The following is a 12,421-nucleotide window of genomic DNA, read 5'->3' on the forward strand; positions in this document are numbered from 1 at the left end:
CAACAAGGAGAACCACCAGATGAAAAAGACACTCACGGCCATCACGCTCGCACTGGCGAGCCCCGCCTTCGCCGAAGGCGAGCTGAACCTCTATAACTGGGGCAACTACACATCCCCCGAAATGATCGAAAAGTTCGAGAAAGAGACCGGTATCAAGGTCACGATCACGGATTACGACAGCAACGACACTGCGCTGGCCAAGATCAAGGCCGGCGGCCACGGCTTCGACATCGTCGTGCCGTCGGGCACCTATGTGCCGATCTTCATCGAAGAAGGGCTGCTGATGGAAAGCAAGCCGAACGAGATGGAGAACTTCAAGAACATGGATCCCCAGTGGGTCGATGTGGAATTCGATCCGGGCCGCAACTACACCGTGCCGTGGCAGTGGGGCACCGTGGGCGTGACCGTGAATACCTCCGTGTACGACGGTGATATCAACACCGCCGCCGTGATCTTCGATCCGCCGGAGGAACTGGTCGGCAAGATCAACGTGGTGCCCGAAATGAACGACGTGATGGGCATGGCGATCCACTATGTCGGCGGCGAACAGTGCACCGCGGACAAGGACGTGCTGATGAAGGTGCGCGATACGCTTCAGGCGGCCAAGCCGAAGTGGATCTCGATGGATTACGGCATGATCGAGAAATTCGCCAAGGGCGACGTTGCCGCCGGTGTGAACTGGAACGGCGCGTCCTTCCGCGCGCGCAACCAGAACGAGGACATCGCGTTCGGCTATCCGCAGGAAGGCTATCCCGTCTGGATGGACAACGCAGCGATCCTTGCCGATGCGCAGAACGTCGAAGAGGCCAAAACCTTCCTGAACTTCATCATGGACCCTGAAAATGCCGCGATGCTGTCGGAGTTCGCACGCTACGCGAACGGCATCGCAGGCTCGGAAGAGTTCATGCCCGAAGACATGAAAAGCGCGCCCGAAGTCGTCGTTCCCGAAGAGCTGAAGGCCGCCGCCTATGTCGCAAAGACATGCCCGCCAGAGGCACAGAAGCTCTACACCGCGATCTGGACCGAACTCCAGAAGTGATCCGATCCCGCCTCGCCCCTTCCGGGGGCGGGGCTTTTCTCTTTTGACGAGGCTGAAATGACCCCCGACATCGTAGTCGTGAACGGCGCACTGATCCCGTTCGATCCCGCCCATGACGGCGCGACCGCATTGGCGATCGCTGACGGCAAGATCATCGCGGTTGGCAGTGATGCCGATATCCGCCCGCTCGCCGGTGAGGCAACCACGGTGGTGGATGCGGCTGGTGGCACCGTGCTGCCGGGGTTCATCGACAGCCACGTCCATCTTTTCGGGGGCTCTTCCGAGCTGACTGCGCTCAGCCTCTATGGCGTCACCGGCATCGAGGCGATGAAAGACGCGATCCGCCCCTTTGCGGCGGAAAACCCAGACGACGACATGATTTTCTGCGTCATGGCCGATTACATGATCCTTGGCACCGGCAAGACGCCCACGCGCCACGATCTGGATTCCATCCTGTCCGACCGCAAGCTTGCCATGTTCGCACCCGACCACCACACGGTCTGGGCCAACACCATGGCGCTTGAGGCTGCGGGTCTTTTGCAAGGCGGCACCGTCGACGCGGGTTCCGAGATCGTGATGGGCGATGACGGCCTCGCCTCGGGCGAACTGCTGGAGCCCGGCGCCTACAGCCCGATCCTGAAGATGACCCGCAACGGCGGGCGCGAGATGCTTGGCCTGACCACGGGCAAGGATCCCGATCCCGCCCCTGATGCCGCCGCGCGGCAGATGGACAAGGACACCATCGCCGCCGGCCTCGCCCATTGCGCGGCGCAGGGCATCACATCCCTGCATCTGATGGACGGCAACCGTTACCAGCTTGAACTGCTGACCGAGCTTGAGGCCGAGGGCCGTCTGCTGTGCCGCTGCGAGGTTCCGTTTCACCTCAAAGGGACCGATCCGGTCAGCCGCCTGACCGAAGAGGCGCCGAAGATGCGGTCGGAGTATACCGGTGACATGGTGCGCTGTGCGCATGTGAAGATGTTCATCGACGGCGTGATCGAAAGCGGCACCGCGCTCATGCTCGATCCCTATCCCGGCACGCTGGGCGAGGGCGGCAACACGGGCGACGAGGTCTTCACCCAGGAGCATTTTGTCGCCGCCTGCATCGAGGCCGACAGGCTGGGCTTCCAGATCGCTGTCCATGCCATCGGGGATGCGGGCGTCCGCCGGACCATCGATGCCTACGAGGCCGCGCGTGACGCGAACGGCGCGCGCGACAGCCGCCACCGGATCGAACACCTCGAGGTCATGCACCCCGACGACATTCCGCGTCTGGCCGAGCTGGGGATCGTGGCGTCGATCCAGCCCGGCCACGCTCCCATCGGTCATATCTTTCCGTCAGATGGCGTGGGCAAGTGCCTCCACGACCACCAGATAGCGGGCGCCTACGCGTGGCAGGATATTCGCGATACCGGTGCGCGGGTGATCTTTTCCACCGATTGGCCGGTTATTCCCGTCGACGTGATGCCGAATATCCGCGCGGCCATCGCGCCGCTTGATCTGGGGCCGCTGTGGCGCGATCAGACCCAGAGCCTGATGGACACTCTGGCAAGCTATACCCGCGACAACGCGTGGGCGGAGTTCCGGGAGGACCGCAAGGGCACGCTCGCGCCGGGCATGATGGCCGATGTCGTGGTGATGAGCCATGACCTGACGCAGTTGCCGCCCGATGACATCGTCGCGGCGCAGGCCGTCACCACGATCTGCAACGGGCGGGTGACGTTCAGCGCGTGACGGGCGCATGCCGGGGCGGAACTAGAAAGGGTAGCGTGCGCAGCCGTGCAGTGCCGCGCTGTCTTCCTCGATGCTCCACAGGGGCGGCGTGACCTCCTTGCGGATCGGGCAGGGCAGATGCAGCACATCCGCGCAAGCCTCGGGCGCGCAGACTGTGACAGCGCGGCCCACGCCACCGGCAATATAGATGCCCGACAGCGCCATGTAGGACAGGGTCAGATCGCGCATCAGCCAGCCCAGCAAGGCGCTGTAGTCATCCACCACGGTCCTTGCGTCAGCATCACGGGCGTAGGCGTCGATCACCCTGCGCCCGTCAGGGACGGCAACGCCCAGACGCCGGGCGCAGAAACCGGCAAACCCTCGACCCGAAAACAGGGTCTCAACGGTCGGGTACTGCGCTGCGTCCATGCCGGATGCGGCAAGCACCTCTGTCACGCGGCCGGGCATGCTGATGTGTCCCGCCTCGGCCGCCGGACAAATGACACCGTGGGAAGTCTCGGCCACCGGGCTTACGTTGAAACCGGTGCCAAGTCCCACGACCAACCGCTGCGGCTGCCCGCCCGGTTGGCCGCTTCCGTTGCGGATCAGGCGCAGGTGCTCGCGTGGCAGCGTCGGCACCGCATGGCCAAGCGCGGAAAGATCGTTGAGCAGCACCGCACGCTCCGCCCCGCTGAGACGCTCCAGCGACCGGGTGTCGAAGTCCCAGGGGCGGTTGGTCAGCCGCGCCGCGTCGCCACGCACCGGTCCGGCAACGGCGACCGCGATCTCACGCGGCTGCGCGCCGGTAGCTGCCAGATAGCTCTGCAACAGGCTGTCGAAGCTGTCGGCATCGTCATTGGCAAAGCTGCGCTGCGTGCCGGCGCGCAACGCCCCGTCATCGCTCAGCGCGATGCGCGTGTTCGTCCCGCCGATGTCTGCCACCAAACGCAAGGTCATGTCTGTATCCGGGATGTTTGTTTCGGTCCGGCGCGATGATCGGCCATAAAAAGCTGCCCTGAATTCTCTTCGTTCGGACGCGGGCCGCGGGGCCCGCTGAGGGGCCCGGCCATGGTAGCGCTGACATTTGTATGCCGCCGCCACGCGCCTGCGTCAATGCGCAGCAAAGGTTTGCGGGTGCTGCCGCTGCGCGCCATCTGCGATATATCTGTGCGGACTGCCAGAACCTTGCACGGTTTCGGGCAAGATCGTGCCGCGTGCTCCATTATATTTTAGGTATAAAATATTTATCCTTGAAGCGTAAGCCGACTCACCCTAGCGTAATGGCGAGCCTGAGCATTAGGGGAGCATCAGATGCGTATTGCCTGCCTTGGCGGCGGTCCTGCCGGCCTGTATTTTGCGATTTCCATGAAGCTGCGTCAGCCCGACGCCGATGTTGTCGTTTTCGAGCGCAACCGCCCAGACGATACCTTTGGCTGGGGTGTGGTCCTGTCGGACGAAACCCTCGCCAATCTGGAAACCAACGACCCCGTCAGCGCCAAGACCATTCGCGATCATTTCGCCTATTGGGACGATATCGCCGTGCTCCATCAGGGGCAGAAGATGCTGTCGACCGGTCACGGATTCTGCGGGATCGGACGCAAGAGGTTGCTGCTGGTGCTCTATGACCGTGCGAAGGAACTCGGCGTCGATCTACGATTCGAGACAGAGGTCGAATCCGCCTCGCGCTACATGGACGACTTCGATGTCGTGGTTGCCTGTGATGGCCTGAACTCCAAGACGCGGATGGAATTCGCCGAAACCTTCCAGCCCGATATCGACACCCGCAAGTGCCAGTTTGTCTGGCTTGGCACACACCAGAAATTCGACGATGCCTTTACCTTCATCTTCGAGGAAACCGACAAGGGGTGGGTCTGGGCGCACGCCTACCAGTTCGACGACGACACGGCGACATTCATCGTCGAATGCGGGCAGGACACTTTCGATGCCTTCGGCTTCGACAAGATGACCCAGCAGGAAAGCATTGCGGTCTGCGAGGAGATCTTCAAGGATCACCTCGACGGGCATGCGCTGATGACAAACGCGAACCACATCCGCGGCTCCGCATGGATCCGGTTCCCCCGCGTCTTGTGCGAGAACTGGAGCCACAAGAACGTGGTGCTTCTGGGCGATGCCTCTGCCACCGCGCATTTCTCGATCGGATCGGGGACGAAGCTGGCACTTGAGTCCGCCATTGCCCTCGCCGACTACCTGACCGAGGAAGACAGCATCGAGGCCGCTTTCGACAAATATCAGAACGAGCGGCGTCTGGAGGTATTGCGCCTGCAATCCGCCGCGCGCAATTCGGTCGAGTGGTTCGAGGATGTGGAGCGGTATCTGCATCTCGATCCGGTGCAGCTGAACTATTCGCTCCTGACACGGTCGCAGCGGATCAGCCACGAAAATCTGCGCGAGCGTGACGCCAACTGGCTGAAATCGGCAGAGGACTGGTTCCAGCAGCAGGCGGGCGAGCAGAGCAACGAAGCGCCCCGCGCGCCGATGTTCGCGCCGTTCAAGCTGCGTGACATGCGTCTGAAAAACCGGATCGTGCTGTCGCCCATGGCCCAGTACAAGGCCGTCAACGGTTGCCCGACAGACTGGCACCTGATCCACTACGGCGAACGCGCGAAAGGCGGCGCCGGCCTGATCTATACCGAGATGACCTGCGTCTCGCCCGAAGGGCGTATCACGCCCGGTTGTCCGGGGCTTTACGCGCCCGAGCACGAGGCGGCCTGGGCGAGGTTGAACAATTTCATCCACACCGAAACCGAGGCGATGACCTGCTGCCAGATCGGCCACGCGGGCCGCAAGGGATCGACGCGGATCGGCTGGGAAGGCATGGACAAGCCCTTGAAAGAGGGCAACTGGCCTCTGATGTCGGCCTCCGCCATCGCGTGGTCCGACGAGAACGCGGTGCCGCGCGCGATGGACCGCGCCGATATGGATGCGGTCAAGGCCGAATTCGTGGCGGCGGCAGAGATGGCCGACCGTGCGGGTTTCGACATGATCGAATTGCACGCGGCGCACGGGTATCTGATATCGTCCTTCATCTCGCCCCTGTCGAACCAGCGCGAGGATGAATACGGCGGCAGTCTGGAAAACCGCCTGCGCTATCCGCTCGAGGTCTTCCACGCGATGCGCGATGTGTGGCCTGCGGCCAAACCGATGGCGGTGCGGATTTCGGCAAACGATTGGGCGGGTGACGACGGCGTGACGCCGGAAGAGGCGGTGAAGATCGCCAAGGCTTTCGAACAGGCCGGTGCCGATATCATCGACGTCTCGGCGGGGCAGACCTCGACGCAGGCCAAGCCGGTCTATGGCCGGATGTTCCAGACGCCATTCTCGGACCGTATCCGCAACGAGGCGGGGATCGCCACCATGGCGGTTGGCAATATCTACGAGGCCGATCACGTGAACTCGATCCTCATGGCCGGTCGTGCTGATCTGGTGTGCCTTGCCCGTCCGCATTTGGCCGATCCCTACTGGACGCTGCACGCGGGTGCCGCCATCGGCGACCGTCAGGAAAAATGGCCGCTGCCCTACGAGGCAGGCCGCGATCAGGCCTGGCGTCTGGCCGACCGCGAAGCCGAAATGGCAGAACAGGTATGAGCCATGTCGTTGTCACCGGTGGCGGCTCGGGCGTGGGGGCCGCGACGGCACATGCTTTCGCGGAGGCGGGCTGGCAGGTAACGATCATGGGGCGCCGCGAGAAACCCCTGTCAGAGCAGGGTCTTGCGTATCAAATCTGCGATGTCACCGATGCCGATGCAGTACGCGCAGCGTACGAAGAGGCCCGGGTGGCGCGCGGCCCGATCACCTGCGTGATCGCGAACGCGGGGGCCGCCGACAGCGTACCTTTCGCCAAGATGACCGCCGATAGCCTGCACGCGATGCTCGACGTGAACCTTGCCGGCGTCTTCAACTGCTGGCAGGCGGCCTTGCCCGATATGAAGGAAGCGGGCGGGGGCCAGATGATCGCCGTGGCCTCAACCGCAAGCCTCAAGGGATACCCCTATGTCGCGGGGTATTGCGCGGCAAAGCACGGGGTTCTGGGACTTACCCGCGCGCTGGCGCTCGAACTCGCGCCCGCAGGTATCACCGTCAACGCGATCTGTCCGGGCTTCCTCGACACCCCGATGACGGAACGCTCGATCGCGAACATCACCGACAAGACCGGGATGGATGCGCAGGCGGCCCTGAAACAGCTGACGAAGAACAACCCGCAGAAGCGTCTGGTCGAGGTGGATGAGGTCGCAGGCACCGCGCTGTGGCTGACGACACCGGCCGCGCGTTCGGTCAACGGTCACGCGCTCAGCCTGTCGGGGGGCGAGATCTGATGACGCCCGAAGTCAGCCAGATCGCGGCGGAACCCGCCTCCAAGGACCGGCTGCGCCTGTGGCTGCGGTTGTTGAAAACCACGCGGCACATCGAGGCGGAGCTGCGCGACCGGCTGCGCACCGAATTCGGCACCACCCTGCCGCGCTTTGACGTGATGGCAGCGCTGTCGCGGCACGCGGACGGGATGAAGATGAGCAAGCTTTCCGGCGTTTTGCGGGTGTCCAACGGCAATGTCACGGGCATCGTCGACCGGCTTGTCGATGACGGCTTCGTCGTGCGGGTTGCGGTGCCGGGGGATCGCCGCGCGTCACTGGTGCGCCTGACGCCAAAAGGGCAGGGCGAATTCGCCCGACAGGCCACTGCACATGAAGCATGGCTCGACGCGATGCTCGACACGATAGACCAGTCCGAGGCCGTCGCCTTCGCGCAGCGCCTCGACAGTCTGGCACATGAATTGATGGAGGATACCTGATGCGAACCGATGTGAAACACTTCAAGCTGGAGATCGTGGACGGCATCGCGCATGTCGCGCTGGACCGGCCCGAACGCAAGAACCCGCTGACTTTCGACAGCTACGCCGAGTTGCGCGACTGGTTCCGTGATCTTGTCTACGACGACGAGGTCAAGGCGGTTGTCTTCGGCTCCAACGGCGGCAACTTCAGCTCGGGCGGGGATGTGCACGACATCATCGGACCGCTGACCAAGATGAACATGAAGGAATTGCTCAACTTCACCCGGATGACCGGTGATCTGGTCAAGGCAATGGTGAACTGCGGCAAGCCGATCATCGCGGCCATTGACGGCATCTGTGTGGGAGCGGGCGCGATCATCGCCATGGCCTCCGACCTGCGGATCGCCACGCCGGAGGCCAAGGTGGCGTTTCTCTTTACCCGCGTCGGCCTCGCTGGCTGCGATATGGGGGCCTGCGCCATCCTGCCGCGGATCATCGGGCAGGGCCGCGCGGCGGAGCTTTTGTACACGGGCCGTGCGATGAGCGCCGACGAAGGCAGCGCCTGGGGCTTTCACAACCGCGTGGTCCCTGCGGATGATCTGCAATCCGCGGCAACCGACATGGCAAGCCGTATCGCTGCGGGCCCGAATTTTGGCCACATGATGACCAAGACCATGTTGCAGCAGGAATGGTCCATGTCGATCGAACAGGCGATCGAGGCAGAGGCGCAGGCGCAGGCGATCTGCATGCAGACCGGCGATTTCGAACGCGCCTACAAGGCGTTCGTTTCCAAGCAAACGCCCATCTTCGAGGGGGATTGAGCGTGGCGGACCTCGGGATTGAGTTTATTGGCAAAATAGAGAAGCGAAGGGATGCGTTTCATGTCTGACCGGACGTTTCTGGACTGGCCATTCTTCGAGGACCGGCATCGCACGCTGGCGAGCGGGCTTGATGCCTGGGCGCAGAAGCATCTTGCAGGGATCGATCACTCCGATACGGATGCGGCGTGCCGCGCCATCGTGAAGGCGCTGGGGCAGGGCGGATGGCTTCAGCATTCGGGCGCGATGGACGGCCAGCTTGACGTGCGCAGCCTGTGTCTGATCCGCGAAACTCTGGCGCGCCACGACGGGCTGGCTGATTTCTGCTTCGCGATGCAGGGTCTGGGCACCGGTGCGATATCCCTGTTCGGCACCGACGCGCAGAAGCAAGAATGGCTGACCAGAACGCGCGCCGGGGAGGCGATTGCCGCCTTTGCGCTGACCGAGCCGCAGTCGGGCTCGGACGTGGCAAATTCGACGATGACCGCCGAGCTGGACGGGGACGACTATGTCCTGAACGGCGCGAAGACATGGATTTCGAACGGGGGCATCGCGGACGTCTATACTGTCTTTGCCCGGACCGGGGAGGGGGCCGGATCGAAGGGGCTCTCGGCCTTCATCGTGCCGGCCGACACGCTGGGTCTGGCCATTGCCGAGCGGCTTGAGGTCATGGCGCCCCACCCGCTGGCGACGCTTGAGTTCAGCGATTGCCGTATTCCGGCCAGTGCGATGCTGGGTGATCCCGGTGCGGGGTTCCGCATCGCTATGTCCGTTCTCGATGTTTTCCGGTCCACGGTGGCCGCGGCGGCGCTGGGGTTCGGACGGCGGGCGCTGGACGAGGCGGTCGAGCGTGTGTCGACCCGCCATGTGCAGGGTGCGCCGCTGTCGGATCTGCAGATGGTACAGGGCCATATCGCAGATATGGCCGTTGACGTGGATGCCAGCGCCTTGCTGATCTACCGCGCGGCATGGACCAAGGACAGCGGAGCGCCGCGGGTGACCCGCGAGGCCGCGATGGCCAAGCTGTTCGCGACCGACCGTGCGCAGGCGACCATCGACAAGGCCGTGCAGCTGCACGGCGGTGACGGTGTGCGCGTGGGGATGATGGTTGAAAGCCTTTACCGCGAGATCCGCGCCCTGCGCATCTACGAGGGCGCGTCTGACGTGCAGCGGGTGATCATCGCGCGCCAGACACTCGGTGCTTTGAAAGGATAGGATATGCTTGGGCCAACCGCACATACCGATACGTTCGCACGCGACAACCTGCCGCCAGCGGATCAGTGGCCCGAGTTCAGGCTGGAGCGGTTCGACTATCCCGAAAGGCTGAATGTCGGGGTCGAGTTGACCGATGCGATGGTCGCGCGCGGCCACGGCGACCGCACGGCGCTGATCGGGAACGGGCGGCGGCGGACCTACAAGGAGCTCAGCGACTGGACCAACCGGCTGGCCCACGCGATGGTGGTCGACCTCGGGATCAAGCCCGGCAACCGCGTTCTGATCCGGTCGGCGAACAACCCGGCGATGGTTGCCTGCTGGCTGGCCGCAACCAAGGCGGGCGCGGTCGTGGTCAACACCATGCCGATGCTGCGCGCGGGAGAGCTGGGCGCGATCGTCGACAAGGCCGAGATCACCCATGCCCTGTGCGACACGCGGCTTATGGACGAGCTGGTGGCCTGCGCCAAGACGTCGAAATTCCTGAAGTCGGTGGTGGGCTTCGACGGCACGTCGAACCACGATGCCGAACTTGACCGTCTGGCGCTGGAAAAGCCCGTGCAGTTCGATGCTGTCGAGACGGGCCGCGACGACGTGGCGCTGCTGGGGTTCACCTCGGGCACCACGGGCAGCCCGAAGGCGACGATGCATTTCCACCGCGATCTGCTGATCATCGCGGACGGCTATGCGAAAGAGGTTCTGGGCGTCAGGCCTGAGGATGTGTTCGTGGGCTCACCCCCGCTGGCCTTCACCTTCGGGCTGGGCGGACTGGCGGTTTTCCCGCTGCGGTTCGGCGCTGCCGCGACCCTGCTGGAAAACGCGGCGCCGCCGCAGATGATCGAGATTATCCAGAAATACCGTGCGACGGTCTGCTTCACCGCGCCCACGGCGTATCGCGCGATGTTGCAGGCGATGGAGGAAGGCGCGGACCTCTCGTCGCTGCGCGCCGCTGTCAGCGCGGGCGAAACGCTGCCTGCGCCTGTCTACGAGGAGTGGAAGGCCAAGACCGGCAAACCGATGCTCGACGGGATCGGTGCGACCGAGATGCTGCATATCTTCATCTCCAACCGTTTCGACGATCACAAACCCGCCTGTACCGGAAAGCCGGTCACCGGCTATGAGGCGAAGATCATCGGCGAGGATGGCGGGGAACTGCCGCGTGGGGAGGTCGGACGTCTGGCCGTGCGCGGACCCACCGGCTGCCGGTATCTCAATGACGCGCGGCAGGCCGACTATGTGACCGACGGCTGGAACGTGACCGGCGATGCCTTCTGGATGGACGACGACGGCTATCTGCATTTCGCCGCGCGCAACGACGACATGATCGTCAGTTCCGGCTACAACATCGCGGGTCCCGAGGTTGAAGCGGCGCTGCTCAGCCATCCGGATGTCACCGAATGCGCCGTGATCGGTGTGCCCGACGATGCGCGCGGCATGATCGTGCAGGCCCATGTGGTCACCGGCGCCACGCCGGACGACGCCCTTGCAAAGGCGCTTCAGGATCACGTCAAGAACACCATCGCCCCCTATAAATACCCGCGCAGCATTGTGTTTTGCGATAGCTTGCCGAAAACTCAAACGGGGAAGATTCAGCGCTTCCTGCTGAAACCCCGCACCTGAGGCGTCCGTCAAGAGACGCCCCAATCAACAAGGAGAGACCAAATGAAACTCAAGACACTCGCGTTGGCCGCGTCGGTCGCGGCACTGGCCGGAGGCGCCCATGCGGACGCCCACGGCGGCAAGGTAAAGGTCGGCATGATCACCACGCTTTCGGGCGGTGGTGCGGGCCTCGGCATCGATGTGCGCGACGGGTTCATGCTGGCGGTGAAACAGGCGGGGAACGAGAACCTCGAGGTCATCATCGAGGACGACCAGCGCAAGCCCGACATCGCGGTGCAGCTGGCCGACAAGATGATCCAGTCGGAGAAGGTCGACGTGATGACCGGTATCATCTGGTCGAACCTCGCCATGGCCGTCATCCCTTCGGCGGTCGCACAGGGCAAATTCTACCTGTCGCCCAATGCCGGTCCATCGGCGCTGGCCGGGCAGGGCTGCAACCCCAACTACTTCAACGTGGCATGGCAGAACGACAACCTGCACGAAGCGGCTGGCGCCTATGCCAATTCGGCGGGCTATGCCAATTCCTTCATTCTGGCACCGAACTATCCCGCCGGACAGGACGCGCTGACCGGCTACAAACGCCAGTACGAAGGCGCGCTCGCGGGCGAGATTTTCACCAGCCTCGGCCAGACCGACTATGCGTCCGAGATCGCGCAGATCCGCGCGTCGGGCGCCGACAGCGTGTTCTTCTTCCTGCCCGGGGGCATGGGCATTTCCTTCCTCAAACAATACGCCGACAGCGGCCTTGATATTCCGGTTGTAGGCCCCGCCTTCAGCTTCGATCAGGGTATTCTGCAAGCGGTCGGGGACGCGGCGCTGGGGGTGGTCAATACCTCTCAGTGGGGCAAGGACCTCGACAATGCGGCCAACGTGGCTTTCGTGGACACGTTCCAGGCTGAATACGGGCGTCTTCCCTCGCTTTACGCGAGCCAGGGATTCGATACCGCCAACCTGCTGCTGAGCGCGATGGAAAAGGCCGACGTGAGTGATGCCGATGCCTTCCGCTCCGCGCTGAAGGAAGCGGATTTCGAAAGCACCCGCGGGGATTTCGAATTCGGCAACAACAACCATCCGATCCAGGACATATACGTGCGCGAAGTGATCAAGGAAGGTGACGTCTACACCAACAAGATCATCGGCACCGCGCTCGAGGATCATCAGGACGCCTACGCGGCCGACTGCAAGATGTAAGCCGCTCGGGGCGGCGCGCTGCCGCCCCGACACCCCTGCGCA

General features: G+C 63.6%; 10 protein-coding genes. 9 read left to right on the plus strand and 1 reads right to left on the minus strand.

All coding sequences use genetic code 11. The features are described 5' to 3' along the window. The first annotated feature begins 19 nt into the window (after nucleotides 1-19). Nucleotides 20-1,039 (plus strand): ABC transporter substrate-binding protein, encoded by a 1,020-nt coding sequence (locus tag ABMC89_RS15230; protein WP_349569430.1) that lies wholly within the window; start codon nucleotides 20-22, stop codon nucleotides 1,037-1,039. 57 nt (nucleotides 1,040-1,096) lie between these two features. Continuing rightward, nucleotides 1,097-2,773, plus strand: a complete 1,677-nt coding sequence (locus ABMC89_RS15235) for an amidohydrolase (protein ID WP_349569432.1) — start codon at nucleotides 1,097-1,099, stop codon at nucleotides 2,771-2,773. 21 nt (nucleotides 2,774-2,794) lie between these two features. On the opposite strand, the gene ABMC89_RS15240 is transcribed toward ABMC89_RS15235, so the two are convergent. Then, entirely contained in the window at nucleotides 2,795-3,709 is a 915-nt protein-coding gene (locus ABMC89_RS15240; protein WP_349569434.1) for a glucokinase, read from the minus strand. A 354-nt stretch (nucleotides 3,710-4,063) separates the two neighbouring features. On the opposite strand from ABMC89_RS15240, the gene ABMC89_RS15245 reads away from it, so the two are divergent. From ABMC89_RS15245 to ABMC89_RS15275, 7 genes are read left to right on the plus strand one after another with little or no spacing between them, the layout of a single operon-like run. Then, nucleotides 4,064-6,358, plus strand: coding sequence for a bifunctional salicylyl-CoA 5-hydroxylase/oxidoreductase (locus tag ABMC89_RS15245; RefSeq protein ID WP_349569436.1), 2,295 nt, complete (start codon nucleotides 4,064-4,066; stop codon nucleotides 6,356-6,358). Next, nucleotides 6,355-7,086, plus strand: a complete 732-nt coding sequence (locus ABMC89_RS15250; protein ID WP_349569438.1) for an SDR family NAD(P)-dependent oxidoreductase — start codon at nucleotides 6,355-6,357, stop codon at nucleotides 7,084-7,086. The genes ABMC89_RS15245 and ABMC89_RS15250 overlap by 4 nt, the downstream gene beginning before the upstream one ends. Further along, nucleotides 7,086-7,559: a MarR family winged helix-turn-helix transcriptional regulator gene (locus ABMC89_RS15255; protein ID WP_349569441.1), complete on the plus strand. Its 474-nt coding sequence runs from the start codon at nucleotides 7,086-7,088 to the stop codon at nucleotides 7,557-7,559. Before ABMC89_RS15250 ends, ABMC89_RS15255 begins: the two co-directional genes overlap by 1 nt. Beyond that, a complete protein-coding gene (locus ABMC89_RS15260) occupies nucleotides 7,559-8,359 on the plus strand; it encodes an enoyl-CoA hydratase family protein (RefSeq protein ID WP_349569443.1) in 801 nt (266 codons plus the stop codon). The genes ABMC89_RS15255 and ABMC89_RS15260 overlap by 1 nt, the downstream gene beginning before the upstream one ends. 60 nt (nucleotides 8,360-8,419) lie before the next feature. Then, nucleotides 8,420-9,571 carry an acyl-CoA dehydrogenase family protein gene (locus ABMC89_RS15265; protein ID WP_349569445.1) on the plus strand — a complete coding sequence of 384 codons (1,152 nt, stop codon included), beginning with the start codon at nucleotides 8,420-8,422 and terminating at the stop codon, nucleotides 9,569-9,571. Between the two features lie 3 nt (nucleotides 9,572-9,574). After that, nucleotides 9,575-11,188 carry an AMP-binding protein gene (locus ABMC89_RS15270; RefSeq protein ID WP_349569447.1) on the plus strand — a complete coding sequence of 538 codons (1,614 nt, stop codon included), beginning with the start codon at nucleotides 9,575-9,577 and terminating at the stop codon, nucleotides 11,186-11,188. A 42-nt stretch (nucleotides 11,189-11,230) separates the two neighbouring features. After that, complete coding sequence (locus ABMC89_RS15275; RefSeq protein WP_349569449.1) at nucleotides 11,231-12,379, plus strand: ABC transporter substrate-binding protein; 1,149 nt, start codon at nucleotides 11,231-11,233, stop codon at nucleotides 12,377-12,379. The last annotated feature ends 42 nt before the right edge of the window (nucleotides 12,380-12,421 follow it).

This window comes from Sulfitobacter sp. HNIBRBA3233 (genome assembly GCF_040149665.1).
GTDB classification, from domain to species: Bacteria; Pseudomonadota; Alphaproteobacteria; order Rhodobacterales; family Rhodobacteraceae; genus Sulfitobacter; species Sulfitobacter marinivivus.

Excerpts from the sequence above, each read along its gene's own strand:
- ABMC89_RS15240 (WP_349569434.1), bottom strand. The coding sequence starts at position 3,709 with ATGACCTTGCGTTTGGTGGCAGACATCGGCGGGACGAACACGCGCATC.
- ABMC89_RS15230 (WP_349569430.1), top strand. The coding sequence starts at position 20 with ATGAAAAAGACACTCACGGCCATCACGCTCGCACTGGCGAGCCCCGCC.
- ABMC89_RS15265 (WP_349569445.1), top strand. The coding sequence starts at position 8,420 with ATGTCTGACCGGACGTTTCTGGACTGGCCATTCTTCGAGGACCGGCAT.
- ABMC89_RS15275 (WP_349569449.1), top strand. The coding sequence starts at position 11,231 with ATGAAACTCAAGACACTCGCGTTGGCCGCGTCGGTCGCGGCACTGGCC.
- ABMC89_RS15270 (WP_349569447.1), top strand. The coding sequence starts at position 9,575 with ATGCTTGGGCCAACCGCACATACCGATACGTTCGCACGCGACAACCTG.
- ABMC89_RS15235 (WP_349569432.1), top strand. The coding sequence starts at position 1,097 with ATGACCCCCGACATCGTAGTCGTGAACGGCGCACTGATCCCGTTCGAT.
- ABMC89_RS15250 (WP_349569438.1), top strand. The coding sequence starts at position 6,355 with ATGAGCCATGTCGTTGTCACCGGTGGCGGCTCGGGCGTGGGGGCCGCG.
- ABMC89_RS15245 (WP_349569436.1), top strand. The coding sequence starts at position 4,064 with ATGCGTATTGCCTGCCTTGGCGGCGGTCCTGCCGGCCTGTATTTTGCG.
- ABMC89_RS15255 (WP_349569441.1), top strand. The coding sequence starts at position 7,086 with ATGACGCCCGAAGTCAGCCAGATCGCGGCGGAACCCGCCTCCAAGGAC.
- ABMC89_RS15260 (WP_349569443.1), top strand. The coding sequence starts at position 7,559 with ATGCGAACCGATGTGAAACACTTCAAGCTGGAGATCGTGGACGGCATC.